This window comes from Pseudonocardia sp. N23, assembly GCF_002583555.1.
Classification (GTDB): domain Bacteria; phylum Actinomycetota; class Actinomycetes; order Mycobacteriales; family Pseudonocardiaceae; genus Pseudonocardia.
In genome coordinates this window covers 1-14896 of record NZ_BEGX01000032.1, presented here as the reverse complement: position 1 = coordinate 14896, position 14896 = coordinate 1, and the positions used below count along the sequence as shown (strand labels likewise).

Annotated in this window: 16 protein-coding genes and 1 tRNA gene; 8 read left to right on the top strand and 9 right to left on the bottom strand. The window is 69.8% G+C overall.

The genetic code is table 11. The features are described 5' to 3' along the window. The first annotated feature begins 112 nt into the window (after positions 1-112). From pstC to pstB, 3 genes are read left to right on the top strand one after another with little or no spacing between them, the layout of a single operon-like run. Entirely contained in the window at positions 113-1183 is a 1071-nt protein-coding gene (gene pstC / locus TOK_RS10910) for a phosphate ABC transporter permease subunit PstC (protein WP_098957717.1), read from the top strand. Further along, on the top strand, positions 1180-2091 hold the full coding sequence (gene pstA / locus TOK_RS10905) for a phosphate ABC transporter permease PstA (RefSeq protein ID WP_098957716.1): 912 nt from the start codon (positions 1180-1182) through the stop codon (positions 2089-2091). Before pstC ends, pstA begins: the two co-directional genes overlap by 4 nt. 13 nt (positions 2092-2104) lie before the next feature. Next, a complete protein-coding gene (gene pstB / locus TOK_RS10900) occupies positions 2105-2881 on the top strand; it encodes a phosphate ABC transporter ATP-binding protein PstB (RefSeq protein ID WP_098957715.1) in 777 nt (258 codons plus the stop codon). A gap of 34 nt (positions 2882-2915) precedes the next feature. Here the strand turns inward: pstB and phoU (TOK_RS10895) are convergent, their stop codons facing one another. From phoU (TOK_RS10895) to TOK_RS10865, 7 genes are all read right to left on the bottom strand, one after another. Then, positions 2916-3572, bottom strand: a complete 657-nt coding sequence (gene phoU, locus TOK_RS10895; RefSeq protein WP_098957714.1) for a phosphate signaling complex protein PhoU — start codon at positions 3570-3572, stop codon at positions 2916-2918. An 87-nt stretch (positions 3573-3659) separates the two neighbouring features. Beyond that, positions 3660-3878: a dodecin gene (locus tag TOK_RS10890; RefSeq protein WP_098957713.1), complete on the bottom strand. Its 219-nt coding sequence runs from the start codon at positions 3876-3878 to the stop codon at positions 3660-3662. A gap of 64 nt (positions 3879-3942) precedes the next feature. Beyond that, on the bottom strand, positions 3943-4599 hold the full coding sequence (gene phoU / locus TOK_RS10885) for a phosphate signaling complex protein PhoU (protein WP_098957712.1): 657 nt from the start codon (positions 4597-4599) through the stop codon (positions 3943-3945). 103 nt (positions 4600-4702) lie between these two features. Continuing rightward, positions 4703-6175, bottom strand: coding sequence for an LCP family protein (locus tag TOK_RS10880; protein ID WP_141566346.1), 1473 nt, complete (start codon positions 6173-6175; stop codon positions 4703-4705). A 1013-nt stretch (positions 6176-7188) separates the two neighbouring features. Further along, complete coding sequence (locus TOK_RS10875; protein WP_253258315.1) at positions 7189-8025, bottom strand: GGDEF domain-containing protein; 837 nt, start codon at positions 8023-8025, stop codon at positions 7189-7191. Positions 8026-8159: 134 nt separating this feature from the next. Then, complete coding sequence (dusB, locus tag TOK_RS10870) at positions 8160-9284, bottom strand: tRNA dihydrouridine synthase DusB (RefSeq protein ID WP_374754886.1); 1125 nt, start codon at positions 9282-9284, stop codon at positions 8160-8162. Between the two features lie 85 nt (positions 9285-9369). Continuing rightward, on the bottom strand, positions 9370-9957 hold the full coding sequence (locus TOK_RS10865) for a superoxide dismutase family protein (RefSeq protein ID WP_098957709.1): 588 nt from the start codon (positions 9955-9957) through the stop codon (positions 9370-9372). A 142-nt stretch (positions 9958-10099) separates the two neighbouring features. On the opposite strand from TOK_RS10865, the gene TOK_RS10860 reads away from it, so the two are divergent. After that, positions 10100-10172, top strand: a tRNA-Lys gene (locus tag TOK_RS10860). A gap of 181 nt (positions 10173-10353) precedes the next feature. Beyond that, on the top strand, positions 10354-11589 hold the full coding sequence (locus TOK_RS10855; RefSeq protein ID WP_253258314.1) for a site-specific integrase: 1236 nt from the start codon (positions 10354-10356) through the stop codon (positions 11587-11589). 97 nt (positions 11590-11686) lie between these two features. Here the strand turns inward: TOK_RS10855 and TOK_RS10850 are convergent, their stop codons facing one another. Both TOK_RS10850 and TOK_RS10845 read right to left on the bottom strand, forming a co-directional pair. Further along, positions 11687-12397 carry a creatininase family protein gene (locus tag TOK_RS10850; protein WP_098957707.1) on the bottom strand — a complete coding sequence of 237 codons (711 nt, stop codon included), beginning with the start codon at positions 12395-12397 and terminating at the stop codon, positions 11687-11689. Positions 12398-12414: 17 nt separating this feature from the next. Beyond that, positions 12415-13407 (bottom strand): hypothetical protein, encoded by a 993-nt coding sequence (locus tag TOK_RS10845; protein WP_098957706.1) that lies wholly within the window; start codon positions 13405-13407, stop codon positions 12415-12417. 386 nt (positions 13408-13793) lie between these two features. On the opposite strand from TOK_RS10845, the gene TOK_RS10840 reads away from it, so the two are divergent. The 3 genes from TOK_RS10840 to TOK_RS35035 all read left to right on the top strand — a co-directional run. Further along, positions 13794-14132, top strand: coding sequence for a helix-turn-helix domain-containing protein (locus TOK_RS10840; protein WP_098957705.1), 339 nt, complete (start codon positions 13794-13796; stop codon positions 14130-14132). Further along, positions 14129-14365 carry a hypothetical protein gene (locus tag TOK_RS10835; RefSeq protein ID WP_098957704.1) on the top strand — a complete coding sequence of 79 codons (237 nt, stop codon included), beginning with the start codon at positions 14129-14131 and terminating at the stop codon, positions 14363-14365. The genes TOK_RS10840 and TOK_RS10835 overlap by 4 nt, the downstream gene beginning before the upstream one ends. Continuing rightward, a partial coding sequence (locus TOK_RS35035; protein ID WP_216361934.1) for a WhiB family transcriptional regulator occupies positions 14362-14896 on the top strand: 535 nt, incomplete at its 3' end. The genes TOK_RS10835 and TOK_RS35035, both read left to right, overlap by 4 nt.

Genomic DNA, 14896 nt, shown 5'->3' with positions numbered 1-14896 from the left:
TGCTCGACTGGCACAATCACGGAGACCGAGACGCGATGAGCGAGCGCGAGCGAGCGACCGATCAGTACAGCGCGTGCGCGCAGCGCCGCCCGAGCTCAGGCGAGGGCGGGCGATGAGCGATCCGACCGTGACGGACGGCCCCACCGGCACCGGTGAACCCGGTGACCGGTGGGGCGGTTCCGTCTCCGCCGCAGTACCGGAGGCAGGCATTCCTCCCACCGAACCGCCGCCCCCCGAAGAGGGCACGGCAGGCGCGACATTCGTCCAGCGTGGCGACCGGATCTTCCGGTTCCTCGCCACCGGGTCGGGCGCCTTCGTCGTCGCGCTCATCGGCGCCATCGGTCTGTTCCTGCTGATCCAGGCGGTCCCGCCGCTCCTGCAGAACAACGCCAACTTCCTGACCAGCCGGCAGTTCGAGGCCGGCGACCCGAACAACCTGCACTTCGGCATCCTGGACCTGCTGCTCGTCACCGTCGAGGTGTCGATCTTCGCGCTGGTCCTCGCCATGCCGGTCGGACTGGGCATCGCCCTGTTCCTCACCCAGTACGCGCCGGCCAAGGTGGCGCGCCCGTTCGGCTACCTGGTCGACCTGCTGGCCGCCGTGCCGTCGATCATCTTCGGCCTCTGGGGCCTGTTCGTACTGGCGCCGGCGATCCAGCCGTTCGCGCTGTGGCTGCAGAACACCCTCGGCTGGTTCTTCCTGTTCTCCCCGGGCAACGTCCAGATCGCCGGGGCGACGGTCTTCACCGCAGGCATCGTGCTCGCGGTCATGATCCTGCCGATCATCACCGCCATCAGCCGCGAGGTGTTCCAGCGGACCCCGCGCACCCAGATCGAGGCGGCCCTCGCCCTGGGCGCGACCAAGTGGGAGGTCGTGCGGATGACGGTGTGGCCGTTCGGCCGGGCCGGCTACGTCAGCGCGTCGATGCTCGGCCTCGGCCGCGCGCTCGGCGAGACGATCGCCCTGATGATCATCCTGGCGGCTACGCCGGCGATCTTCACGGGCAGCCTGTTCGACGGTGGTGCGACGTTCGCATCGAAGATCGCCCTGTCGTTCGCCGAGCTCAACAACAACCTGTCGGCGGGGGCGTTCATCGCGGCGGGCCTCGTCCTGTTCGTGCTGACGTTCCTCGTCAACGCCGCGGCCCGCTGGGTCATCGGCCGATCGGGGGCCAAGGCATGAGCACCACCGTCGATCTCGAGAAGTCCGCGACCGCGCCGACCTTCACCGGCATCAGCGCCGGCCGCAAGGCCCGCAACGGCGTCGCCACGGTGCTGATGACGCTGGCGTTCCTCATCGCGCTCGTGCCGCTGGTGTGGGTCATCTGGACGGTCGTCAGTCAGGGCATCGCGGCGGTCGTCAGCTCGACCTGGTGGTCGCAGTCGCTCAACGGCCTCCTCGCCCGGCAGGAGGGTGGCGGGGCGTACCACGCGATCATCGGCACCCTGCTCCAAGGGCTCGTCTGCGCGGTCATCGCGACGCCCATCGGCATCATGGTCGCGATCTACCTCGTCGAGTACGGCGCCGGTACCCGGCTCGCCCGGGCGACGACCTTCATGGTCGACATCCTGACCGGTGTCCCGTCGATCGTCGCCGCGCTGTTCGTCTACGCCGTGTGGATCTCGATCTTCGGCCTGCCCCGCAGCGCGCTCGCGGTGTCGCTCGCCCTGGTGCTGCTGATGCTGCCCGTCGTCGTCCGGTCGACCGAGGAGATGCTGCGCATCGTCCCGGACGACCTGCGCGAGGCGTCCTACGCACTCGGCGTGCCCAAGTGGAAGACCATCGTGAAGATCGTCATCCCGACGGCGCTCTCGGGCATGCTCACCGGCATCGTCCTGGCCCTCGCCCGCGTCATGGGCGAGACGGCGCCGGTGCTGATCCTCGTGGCGTACGCCCCGTACATCAACTTCGACATCTTCGGCGGCAACATGGCGTCGCTGCCGCTGATGATGACCGTCGAGCGGGCCAACCCCACCGACGCCGGCGCCGACCGGCTCTGGGGTGCCGCGATCACCCTCATCCTGATCATCACGATCTTCCAGCTGCTGGCGGCGGTCCTGTCCAAGATCACCGCCCCGAAGACCAAGTGAGAGAGAGCGCCTGATGGCCAAGCGTCTGGACCTGAAGGACGTCGACATCTACTACGGCAAGTTCCACGCCGTGGACGGTGTCAGCCTGTCGGTGCCCCCGCGGAGTGTGACGGCCTTCATCGGCCCGTCCGGCTGCGGCAAGTCGACCGTCCTCCGCACCCTGAACCGCATGCACGAGGTCATCCCCGGCGCCCGCGTCGACGGGGAGATCCTTCTCGACGGGGAAAACATCTACGGGCCGTCGGTCGACCCGGTCGGTGTGCGCCGCACGATCGGCATGGTGTTCCAGCGGCCCAACCCGTTCCCGACGATGTCGATCCGCGACAACGTCGTGGCCGGGCTGAAGCTGCAGGGTCGCAAGGCGAAGAAGGAGCTCGACGAGGTCGCCGAGCGCGCCCTGCGCGGGGCGAACCTGTGGAACGAGGTCAAGGACCGGCTCACCAAGCCCGGCGGCGGCCTCTCCGGTGGTCAGCAGCAGCGACTCTGCATCGCCCGCGCGATCGCGGTGCAGCCCGACGTCCTGCTCATGGACGAGCCGTGCTCGGCGCTCGACCCGATCTCGACCCTCGCCATCGAGGACCTGATCTCCGAGCTGAAGACCGAGTACACGATCGTGATCGTCACGCACAACATGCAGCAGGCCGCCCGCGTCAGCGACCAGACGGCCTTCTTCAACCTGCGCGCGACGGGCGAGCCCGGTCGTCTCGTGGAGATCGACGACACCCCGAAGATGTTCTCGAACCCCACCGAGCAGGCCACCGAGGACTACATCTCCGGCCGCTTCGGCTGAGCCGAGGTGGCGGGAGACCGCGAGTGGCGGCGGGTCAGGTCGGGAGGGGGTCGGGCCCGCCGCCGACCACCGCGTAGATGGTGCGCTTCGCGACCGCCACGGCGTGGTCGGCGTAGCGCTCGTAGAACCGGGCCAGCAGCGTCAGGTCGACGGCCGCCGTCACCTCGTGCGGCCAGCTCCTGTCCATGAGGACGCCGAACACGTCACGGTGCAGCTGGTCCATCTCGTCGTCGTCACCGTCGAGCTCGGCGGCGAGCAGCACATTGCCCGTCCGCAGCACCTCGGACGCCTTGAGTGCCATGGCGATCGCAGTGTCGGACATGCGCTCCAGCAGCGGGTGCACCTCGGTGGGGACGGCTGTGCCGGGATGCCGGCGCCGGGCAGCCTTGGCCACGTGCCGGGCCAGGTCGCCCATCCGCTCGATGTCGTCGGCGACGTGGATGACCGCCAGTGCCCGGCGCAGGTCCGTCGCGACCGGCTGCTGCAGCGCCAGGATCGCGACGGCCTGCTCCTCGATCTGGTCGCGCCGCGCGTCGATCGCCGCGTCGCCGGAGATCACCCGCTCCGCGAGACGGACCCTGCCGTCGAGACAGGCCGTGGTCGCGTCGCGCATCGCCTGGGCGACGTCGCGCGCCATCACCGACAGCTGGGCGGTCAGATCGGTCAGCTGCACCTGCAGCGCATCACGCACCGCGACAGGCTAGGAAACGGACGTCGCCGGATCCGGTGATCCAGGTGAACGGCCGGTGAACGCCATGCGTCGCAAGGCCTCCGACCGTCAGTCGTCCAGACGGAACCCGACCTTGAGGCCCACCTGGTAGTAGTCGACGCCACCCTCCGCGAGATGCCCGCGGATCTCCGTGACCTCGAACCAGTCCAGGTTGCGCAACGTCTGGGACGCGCGCGTCACCCCGTTGGTGATCGCCTCGTCGACGCTCGTCGTGGAGGTCCCGACGATCTCGGTCACGCGGTACACGTTGCTCGAGTTATCCGGCATGACGCTTGTGTCCCCGGACCGGACCCGCGTCAAACGGCTGGACCGGTCCGGGGCGGGCGGAACGTCAGACGGTGATCGGGCCCGGCATCTGGCCGGTGACCACGTAGACGATCCGGCGCGCCACGGCGACAGCGTGATCGGCGTAGCGCTCGTAGAAGCGCGCGAGCAGCGTGACGTCGACCGCCGCGGCGACCCCGTGGTCCCAGTCGCGGTCCATCAGCACCGTGAACATGTGCCGGTGGAGGTCGTCCATCGCGTCGTCGTCGGTCTCGAGCTCGGCCGCCGCCGTCAGGTCGCGGGTGCGGATGACGGCTGCGGCCTTCGTGGCCAGCTCGACACCGACCCGGCCCATCTCGGCGAAGTAGGGTGCGATCTCGTCGGGCAGCACGGGCTGCGGGTGCCGGCGACGGGCCGCCTGCGCCACGTGCAGCGCCAGGTCGCCCATGCGCTCGATGTCGCCGGCGCCGTGGATGGCCGACACGACGATCCGCAGGTCGGTGGCCACCGGCGCCTGCAGGGCCAGCAGTGCGAACGCCTGCTCCTCGGCCTGCGCGCGGATGCCGTCGATCCCGGTGTCCTCGGAGATGACCTCCTCGGCGAGCTGCAGATCGGCGTTCAGCAGCGCGCGGGAAGCCTTGTCGAGCGCAGCCGCCACCCCGTCGCACATGTCCGCCAGCCGGTTGGCCAGCCCGTCGAGTTGTTCCTGGTAGTGGTCACGCATGAGAGGGAGCCTACGATGAACCGTCCCCGAAGTCCGTTCCTACGGGTGAACCCGGGGTGAACGATCGACGTATTCCCCCTGCTCACGGGCGTCGGCGGTCCACTCAGGAGCAGGCGCCCGACGTGAGCCCGGCCGTTGCCGTGGCGGGGGAGTTCGGGGGGATCGCCCGGATCATCCCGTCGAACGAGTCGCCCAGCACCAGCTGCAGCACCCCGCTCGCGGTCGCATCCGCCACCGACCTCGCCGACGGCACCGCCGACGCCACGACCTGCGCCTCCGCCGCCCGGTCCGGGGAGAACCGGATCACCGTGTCGGCCGCGGGCCGCGACGCATTGGACACCGACCCGATGCCGAACGTCACCGCCCGTAGCCGCGACGCCACCTCCTGGGCGAGTCCCTGGCGCTGCGACGCGTTCAGCACGTCCACCGTGATCGTCGACGGTGACGGCACCGACGCCGTGCTCGGCGGCGCCGACGCGGAGTCCGGGATCGGCGCACCCGTCCGCAACGCCTTGAACAGCGCCGATGCGTCCCGGTCGCGCATCATCGCGTTACCGCGCGAGTTGTTCTCCGCCGACGTCGGCACCGTGACGAACGGCCCGCCCCCGATGCCGCGCAACGTCAACGCCGTGGCGAGCAGCTGGTCGGCGTCCATCCCGTCGGCGACCACCGACCGCGCCAGCACCTGCCCGAAGGCGTGACTGCGCCACGGGTTCAGCAACGCCGGCGTCGACAACGCGCCGTCGAGCGCGGCCGCCAGCACCCGCTGCTGACGGTCGACGAGCCCCTCGTCGGTACCCGGGTCGCCCTGCACGTGCCGGGCCCGCACGACTCCGGCCGCGGTCGTCGTGTCGAGACTGGTCTCGCCCGCGCCGGGCACCACCGTGCCCAGCACCCCGTCGACGACCGGGCGGTCCAGGCACACCGGGAGCCCACCCAGCGCGCCCGCCATGTCGCCGAGCCCGCCCAGGTCGACGGCGGCGAACCCCGACAGCGACAGCCCGGTCAGCTGCTGCACCACCCGCACCGCGCACGCGGGCCCACCGGAGCGGTAGGCCGAGTCGATCGTCGTGCGCGTCTCGGCGGGGACGGTCTGGTCGAGGTAGGCGCCGGTGGCCGCGTCCCAGCCCTGGCAGGGCGGCCGGTTGATCTCCAGGTTCCGGGGGAACGACAGCCGCGTCACCGCGCCGCCGTCGGCGGGGACATGGGCGAGGACGATCGTGTCCGCCCCCGGATCGGCTCCCGTCGTCGTGTCGACGCCGAGCAGGAGGACGTTGTGGCTGCCGGCCTGGGCGTCGGCGTCGAGGACCGCCGCCGACTCGGGGTCGAGGCCGGCGACCTGGTGGATGCCCTCGTCCAGCCCGAGTTTCGACGACCAGCCCACCGTCATCGCGACGAACACGACCAGCGCCACCGCGACCGCCGCCCAGCGCAGCCTGCGCGCCCGGTGGCCGATGTCCTGCGACCAGGGTCCGCCGGCGGGGACGGGGCCCACCGGGTGGTCCTCGGGTTCGTCACGGGGGTCGGGTGTGTCGCGGGGGTCGTCGTCCTCGTCGCCGGCGGTGCGGGGTTCCACCGGGCCCCGGTGTGCCGCCGACAACCGCGTCAGGCTCTCGTCGATCCGGCGTCGGCGGGCATGGCCGTCGTCGGGGGTGGCGAGGTCGACGGGCGCGTCCTGCGGCCCCTCGTCGTCGTCGCTGTCGTCGTCGGGCTCGTTGCCGGATCTGGGTGCGGCCCCGTCACTGCCGCTGATCGCCTCGAGCAGGCCCGGCGGGAGGGAGCTCGCGGCCGGTCGCGGCTCGGCGGGGGCCGCTTCGCCGGAGGGCGAGGCCTGCGGCAGCGGGCTCGGGCGTCGTGGCAGCCGAGCCGCCGCCGGCGCGGGACGGGGGTTGCCGGAGCCGGGTCCGGGGTCCGGGTCGGGTTCGCGGGTCGCGGGGCGGCCCGTTTCCCGTGGCCGGGCCGGGGGAGGCGATGTCGGGTCCTGCGGCGTCGGGTCCTGAGGTGTACGAGGTCCCGAGCCGTGCCGTGCCGGGTTCCGCGTCGTCGGGATCGCTTCGGTCGGGGGCGTCGGGGGCGTCGGGGGCGTCGCCGGGCGGATCGCGGTCGTCGGTGGGCCGTCGCGGGCCTCGTCGCGGGCCGGGGGTCGGTCGGGTCGGCGCGGGGGGGCGTCGTCGATACGTGGCTGCAGCTGCGTGAACTGCTCCGTCACCGGATCCCGGCCGACGGCGGGCAGTGCCGAGGTGCGGGGCGCCGGGTCGTCCCGAGGGCGACGGTCGTCTGGTAGCGCACGATCTGCGGGGCCGGAGTGCCCTGACCCGCGGGCACTCCGGTCGGCCGGTTCGCCTCGGCGGGTGCCGTTGTTGCGCCGATCGGCGGACCTGTCGTCGCGCGGATCGGGCGAACCGGGGTCGGCGGGAGGGCGTGGGCGGCGACGAGCCGAGGGGTCTCGCGGACGGTCCGACCCGTTCGGCACGGTCACCTCCTCGGCCAGACGCGTGAGGGCGGACCCGGTCGTTGTCGACCGAACGATCCGCCCCCGCGTCCGTCGAGTTTACGGAGCCGACTCCCCGTGACCGCCCCGGGGCGTGATCACCCGGTCGTGCGCACCGGCTGCGGGATCGACCGGCGGCGTGACGCCGGACCCGCCAGCCGCACCAGCCCCGTGCGCGCCGCGCGGTACGCCACGGCGTTCCGGCCGGCCTGCTTCGCGGTGTAGAGATGCGCGTCGGCCGCTCCGATGAGGCGCTCGACGTCGGTGGGGCGGCTGTCGGAGTGCGCCACCCCGATGCTCACCGTCACCCGCAGGTCCTGGTGCAGCTCGTGCCACGGGTGCTGCGCGATGCGCTCCCGCGCCGCCTCGCACCAGCGCACCGCGTCGCCGAGGTCACGGCCCGGCATGACCAACGCGAACTCCTCGCCGCCGTAGCGGGCGCAGAACGCGCCGTCGGGGAGCGCCGCGTCGAGCTCGGACACCATGCGCTGCAACACCCGGTCGCCCAGTAGATGGCCGTAGGTGTCGTTGACCAGCTTGAAGTGGTCGATGTCGGCGAGCGCCACGCAGATGCCCGTCGCCCCAGCCGTGTCGTCGCCCAGCCCGGCCAGGTCGGTGAGCAGGGCACCGAGCCGCTCGTCGAGATAACGACGGTTGTAGCTCGCCGTCAGGCTGTCGCGCAGGCTCTGTTCCCGCGCCTCGGCGTGCTCGCGGCGAAGCCGGTCCAGCTCGTCGGGGCCCGTCGTCGCGCTGCCCGCCAGGTGGTGCAGTCGGACCGCCGCACGCAGATGCGTGTACGCCTGCTCCCACAGGCCCTGCGCGGCGAGCTTCTCGGCCTCGGCGGTGTGCATCGCGGCGCGGGCGGCGGCCGCCGCAGGAGTCTGCTCGACGTCACCGATCGGCACCGGTCCCGCCGTCACGGTCACGTCCCCCACGTCATCACCCCCGTCGCCATGCCGATTGTCTCGTCGTGACGGGTGTGGCCCTTGAGGTTTCCGGGCCCTGACAACCCTTTAGCGCGCGACTCCACACGACCGGGCGAGAACGCATGCACCGGCCGTAGAGGTGATCACCCGCCGGAATGATCCAGTTCCGCGCCGAACGGGACCGACGGATCGCACGGGTCGTCGAGCCAGTGCTCCGGCAGCACCACGCGCCCCGGCGATCCCTGCCGGCCCCGCGGGCCCTCCGCGTCGGCCGGAAACGGCTCGTCGTGGTCGAGCATCGCCAGCAGCTCGTCGAGCTCGTCGATGCTCTCGACCATGCCGAGACGCTTCCTGATGTCGCCGCCCACCGGGAAGCCCTTCAGGTACCAGGCGATGTGTTTGCGGACGTCGCGGATGCCCTTGTGGTCGCCCATGTGCTCGCACAACAGCACCGCATGCCGCCGCACCGTCGCCGCGACCCGACCCAGGTTCGGCGGGGTCGGCAACGGCCGGCCCGCGAAGGCCGCCTCCAGGTCCGCGAACAGCCACGGCCGGCCCAGACAGCCCCGCCCGATCACCACACCGTCACAGGCCGTGGCCGACACCATCGCCAGCGCGTCGTCGGCGGAGAAGATGTCGCCGTTGCCGAGAACCGGCAGCTCCGCGGGCATCGCATCGCGCAGCCGGGCGATCATCGACCAGTCCGCCGTCCCCGAGTAGCGCTGCGCCGCCGTGCGGGCGTGCAGTGCCACGGCCGACACGCCGCACCCCTGCGCGATGTGCGCGGCCTCCAGGAACGTGTGGTGCTCGTCGTCGATCCCGATGCGCATCTTCACGGTCACCGGGATGCCGGCGGGGGCCGCGTTCTCCACGGCGGCCCGCACGATCCGCTCGAACAGCTTCCGCTTGTACGGCAACGCCGCCCCGCCGCCCCGGCGCGTCACCTTCGGAACCGGGCAGCCGAAGTTCAGATCCAGGTGGTCGGCCAGATCCCGCTCGGCGACGATCTTCACCGCCGCCCCGATCGTCGCCGGGTCCACGCCGTACAGCTGCATCGACCGCGGGTGCTCGTCGGCGTCGAACGCGATCATCCGGAACGTCAGCGGGTTGCGCTCCACCAGGCCGCGCGACGTGATCATCTCGCACACGTAGTAGCCCGCGCCCTGCTCGCGGCACAGCCGTCGGAAACCCGGGTTCGTGATCCCGGCCATCGGCGCCAGCACCACCGGGGTGTCGACGGAGAACTTCCCGATACGCAACGGCGGCAGGACCGGCGCGGTGGCCGGTGCTGCCTCGGCGACGGCCGGGCGGGTGTCGAGGTCCTGCACGCTCACCCGGCCGATTGTCCTCCGTCTAGAAAGCGACGTTCACGCAGGCCAGCCGGTCACCCGCCGTACCGGCCTTGCCCGGCTCCATCGACGTGTGGTTCGCGTGCACCACCACCGACTTCGGCGCCGCCGCGTCGGTGAAGTCCCACGCCACCGTCGACGTCGCCGAGGCGGCGCCCGACCCACCCGTCGAGAGGTCGAGCCAGATCTCGTTCTGCGGGTTGGCGAAGGCGGGGTCGACGCTGGGCGTCACCGGGTCCTTCTTGTTCTGGAAGTGCGGCCCGGAGTCGGCAGCCGCTGCGCCGCAGGGCTTGCTGTGGGCGTGCGCGCCGTAGTGGTGGTCGGGCTCCAGGCCCGTGACCGTCAGCGTGACAGTCGACGACCCGCCCCCCGACCGCGACGACACCGCCACGGAGGCGCCCACCGGCACGAGATCGGGCTTGTAGGTGATCGCGGCCGTGTCGGAGGCGGAGAACTCCTTGGCGACGTCCGCGGTGCGGGTCTGGGCGGTCGCCGCGGTGGCGGGCGCGTCCGACGGGCGCTCGGAGTTCGCGCAGCCGACGAGCACGAGGGCGGCGATCAGAAACGTCGCGGAAGTCCGCAATGCACGCATCGGAGCAGGATCGCCGATGACGCACAGTGACAGACGTCAGGGAGGGGTGGCGGCGCGACGAAGGTCACCGGCTCGTCCCGGTGGGGTCGCGGTGCAAGGTGGTGGTACGTCGTAGTCTGGCGTGGGCGCTGCGGCGCTCGCGGGGCCTCTAGCTCAATCGGCAGAGCAGCGGACTTTTAATCCGCGGGTTCGGGGTTCGATCCCCCGGGGGCCCACCGTTACTGACCTGCACGTTCATGTCGTCTACGGCGCTGCCGAGCGAAGCCTGTCAATGACAGTGTCATCGGCTATGCTTTACCCGTGGCCCGGACCAGCGGAAAGCCTTCGCGCCCTCGCGGTCACGTCCGCCGCCGTGGGAACTCGTTCCAGGTCCTTGTGTACGCGGGTGTCGACCCGGTGACGGGCAAACCGAACTACCTCACTGAGTCCACGCGGGACGAGCGCGAGGCGCAAAAGATCCTCACGCGCCTGCTGGGAACTGTCGACGAGCAGCGCAACCCTCGGACGAAGGCGACGTTCGGCACTGCCCTGACGTCCTGGCTGCGCACGCATGAGGCGGAAGCGTCGACGATGGAGGGGTATCGCGGATACGTCCGGCGCGTCATCGACCCCCGGCTGGGGCATGTGCCGATCGCCAAGGTCACCACGCAGGTCCTGGAGGAGTTCTACGCGGACCTCCGTCGCTGCGGTCAGCTGTGCGACGGGCGTGAAGGCGCCGTGGATCACCGGACGAGTAGGCCGCACGAATGCCGAGTGGTGCGTCATAAACGGCGTCCCGGACGACCAGGGCCTGAGCCGCATGAGTGCGACGCAGCGGGCTGCACGGTGGTCGAATGCCCGCCGCACTCGTGCCGTCCGATGGCGGCGTCGACGATCCGGCAGGTCCATTGGATCATCAGCGCCGCCTTGGCCGCCGCTGTCAGGTGGGAATGGATACGCACGAATCCGGCGGAGAAGGCGCGCAAGCCGCGGCAGCCTCGGCCGCAGCCTGACCCGCCGAGTGCTGCCGAGGCTGCGTTGATTCTGGAAACTGCGTGGCGACAAGACTCGGACTGGGGCGCTCTCGTCTGGCTGGTGATGGTGACAGGGATGCGTCGCGCAGAAGCACTCGCGCTTCGTTGGTCCGATGTCGAGCTTGACGCAGGCATGGTTGCCATCCGGCGGAACTTCATACGTTCCGGAGCCCAGCGGATCGAGAAGGATACAAAGACCCACCAGATGCGTCGGATCGCCTTGGATACGGCGACGGTGGCCATGCTTGCCGAGCACCGGCAGCGTTATGAAGAACAAGTGCGAGCAGTGGGCGCCGAGCCACGGAATGACACGTATCTCTTCTCGTATGATCCGCTGCGGACTCGGCCGGCGGATCCCAGCGCCGTGACGCATCGCTACGGCCGGATGTGCAGGGGCGTCGGCATCGAGACTCGTCTGCACGCCTTGCGGCACTACTCGGCGACGGAGCTTCTCACTGCGGGCGTGGACCTGCGCACGGTCGCTGGCCGCCTTGGCCACGGCGGCGGCGGCACTACGACGCTTCGCGTCTACGCGGCATGGGTGGGTGAGTCGGACCGCAAAGCGTCCGAGATTTTGGGGAGCCGCATGACGCTGCCGCAGTCGCGCGTCGAAGGTTAGGCCCAGCAGTAGGTAGGGCGGCCTCGGGCTCCAGGTCCGTTTCGGCGGGTTCCTCAAGGTCTCCAACCGCTGACCGCGAGAGTGGTGAGTTGCTTGTTTACTCGAGATCCTTCAGTAACTCGAGGTGTGAAGCAAATAGCTCCGAGAATGCGTCCAGGAGTGCTTTGCCCTTCTCGGCTGAGGCAAGCGACGGTCGCCCAATGACCCCATCTGGCGCCAGAGTGGACATACCAATGGTCAGCAAATGGCGTCGATCGTCGACACTGTTGTCGGCATCTCTGTACTCAGGTCGAACGCTTTCCGGGTGCGCTGCGAGAAGAATGGACGTCTCAGCCTCACCGGCGTGCATGTCCTCGTGGTTGTTCGTCGTCACGCCGGCCCTGCGACGTGCGTCGGACCAATCGTCTGACCGAGGAAAGAGGATGGTCGATGTTCCACATACATTCGCTTGTTGTACAACGTTCGAGAGGACGTAGTTTCCCCCATGCGCGTTGACGATCGCGAGCCGCGGCACTCCTCCCTGCCTGAGTGACGCAGCGATATCGGTGACTATCGCGTTAAGTGTGCTCGCCGAGATGCTTACCGTTCCGGCGAATCCGGAGTGCTCGTGCGAGCAACTTATGGTCACGGGGGGAAGAAGCAGTAGACGGTAGTCGGTGGCGATCCGATGAGCGATCGTCGCAGCGATCAAGGTGTCGGTCGACAGAGGCAGATGCGACCCGTGTTGCTCGAAGCTGCCCACCGGCAGAACTGCGACCTTCGCCGACCGCGTCGCCTCGTCCGTCGACGTCGCGGTCGAGATGAGCACCGGCGGATCCTCCTGGCTTAGACGACCTCCGCAAGCGCCTCGGTCAGCTCACGAACATACGCGTTGCGGCCTACCGGATGGAGGCGATTTACGACGAGGCGCAGCTGTTGCAGCACCCGTCCCGACGGTGCCGACCGTACGCCGTCGAGCGCCAGCATCGCTGTCCGGCACGCCTCTTCGAACTCACGTAGTTCAAGGAGCGCGATGGCATGCCGGGCATGGCACACGGTGCGATCACGAACCAATGTGGATGGCCAGGTGCTGAGCGCCTCGGCGCACACGTTGGCTGCCTCAGCAGGCAGCCGCAGTACCAGGAGGCACAGTGCAGCCTCCATCTGCACGTAGCCGGTCGTGCAGTAGGTGGCGAGGCCGGACCCATCGACGGACTCGGCTGTCAGCGCTAATGCTCGCTCGATCGATGCGCGAGCCCCATGCTCATCCTTCAGCCGGGCCGACGTGAGGGCGTGTTGGCGAAGGCAGACAGGCACGAGATGTGGGAAGTGCCTCGAGGCGTCGTCCAGGGCTCGACCGGCCACCGACGCTGCCAGCTGGAGTTCGCCGGCCACCGCTAGCAAGTTGGCCTTTCGCATCCGGTTGTATGTCGCAAGCTCAAGATTCCCCGCCATCTCAGCGAAATCCACCGACCGGCTGGTCAACCGCAGAGCCTCGCCGTTGCGCCCCACGTCCTGGTGGAGCCAGCCGCAGAACTCCGCATAACGAGAGGCGACCTCGGCAACATCAGTCGCGCCGCACTCCGCGAGCAGTTCAACTTGGCGGAGCTGGCCGATCACCGTGTCCAGCAGGTGGGCCGGGCCGGCGAGGTTGTCCAGCATGACGTGGTCCGCCAGCTGTCGGGCGAAGTAGTTGACGACGGCTACTGGCGGTTGGTTCCGTCGAATGGCCTGTGTCAGTAGCCCGGCGACGTCGCTGTGCGATGAGTCAACCGGTTCTTCGAACCCGAGAGCTGCGGCGTCGAGGTGCAGGACCTCCAGAAGGAGCAGTCGGTTCACCGGGTCCGGAGAGGCGTGACCGTTCTCCCAACGGGAGATGAGGACGCGGAGGCTCGCGTCCGTCGCGATCGGGACATTCAGGCGTCTGGCGGCGAGGGTGAGTTCATGTCGCAATCTCGTCGAAGACCAACCGCGGGAGAGGCGTGCGTCCCGGAGTGGAGAAGACATTAGTCCTCCGGCGGGGTGGATGAGAAGCAATTGTTGCATATCTTGCCTACGACGAGAAGGCGTAACTGCTGCCCCGTTACGTCTAGTTACACGGAGTCTCCTGTTCCTGCACTGCAAACTGCGGTTCTGTTGTCTGTGCAGGTCACGACTTGTACAGAGTGTGACGGGATGGCGTTCGCAATTGTGAATGCACCCGTTTGCAGACGCAGGAGGGAACTATGAGTGACGACGCCGTTCAGGCCGAAAGCTGGAGGGACGTTCTTCAAGCACGAACGTTGCGGAAGGCGCTGCAAAAGCGTGCAGATGGGGTGCCTACCTACTCGATCCCGGAAGCCGCGGCGCTCCTCAGCGTCTCGAAGGAGCACCTCTACAGGCTTGTCCAGGCCGACGCCTTTCCTGCGGTCCAGATGCGAGCCGGACGCGGCCAAGGGCGCTACGTGGTCCCCGCAGAGGCCGTCGACGAACTTCTGAGGAGGGCACGCGCGGCAGGAGGGTGTGTCGAGTGCTCGGACGTCGTGGACACCTGGGGTCGCACAGTCCCGGACGGTGTGGCGTGAGCAGCGTGGGTGTGCTGATCGTGTTCGCGATCGTCGGCGCGGTGATCTGTGCGAAGTGCCGCGTCCCGGCGGGTGCGGTGGTGTTCTCGCTGGTCGCGTTGGTGTTGTTCGTGGCGACTCCGGCGGGGCAGGGGTTGCCGGAGGCGGTGGCGTCGTTCCTGTCGACGGTGGACGACTCGACCACCCCGGCGCTCAACCACCAGCCGCCGGCGGGTTCGGAGGCGGTGGGATGACCACCGCGCGTAACGAGGCCCGGAACTGGCGCGCTGACGCGCTGTGTGTCCAGGTCGACCCGGACCTGTTCTTCCCCGAGACCGACCGCGGCACCGCCTTCGACCGTCAGGTCACCGCAGCGAAGCGGGTCTGCGCGGGCTGCCCCGTCCGAACCCAGTGCCTCGACTACGCCCTGCGGGTGCTGCCGGAGGGCATCGCCGGCGGCACGACCCCGGCCGAACGGAACGCGCTACGCCACCAACGCGGCCTCGAGCTCGTGGACGCCCGGCTCGGGCTGCTCCCGCCGGACGGGCAGCGCGAGCGGGCCGCGGCCGGCCGCCGCGCCGCTGCGGGGGGAATGAGCGCGGCGGAGTTGATGCGTCGCTTCGGCGTGGTCCGTGAGACGGCGCAGCGCTGGCGCACCGACGCCCGCCACGCATCTCAGACACCCACGCACGCAAGGGGTGTGGGGGAGGGGAGTCCGGCGGCTACCGGAGCTCCCCTCCGAATCTCCACAGCACGGCAGGCCCTGGCAGGCAACACAGCACCGG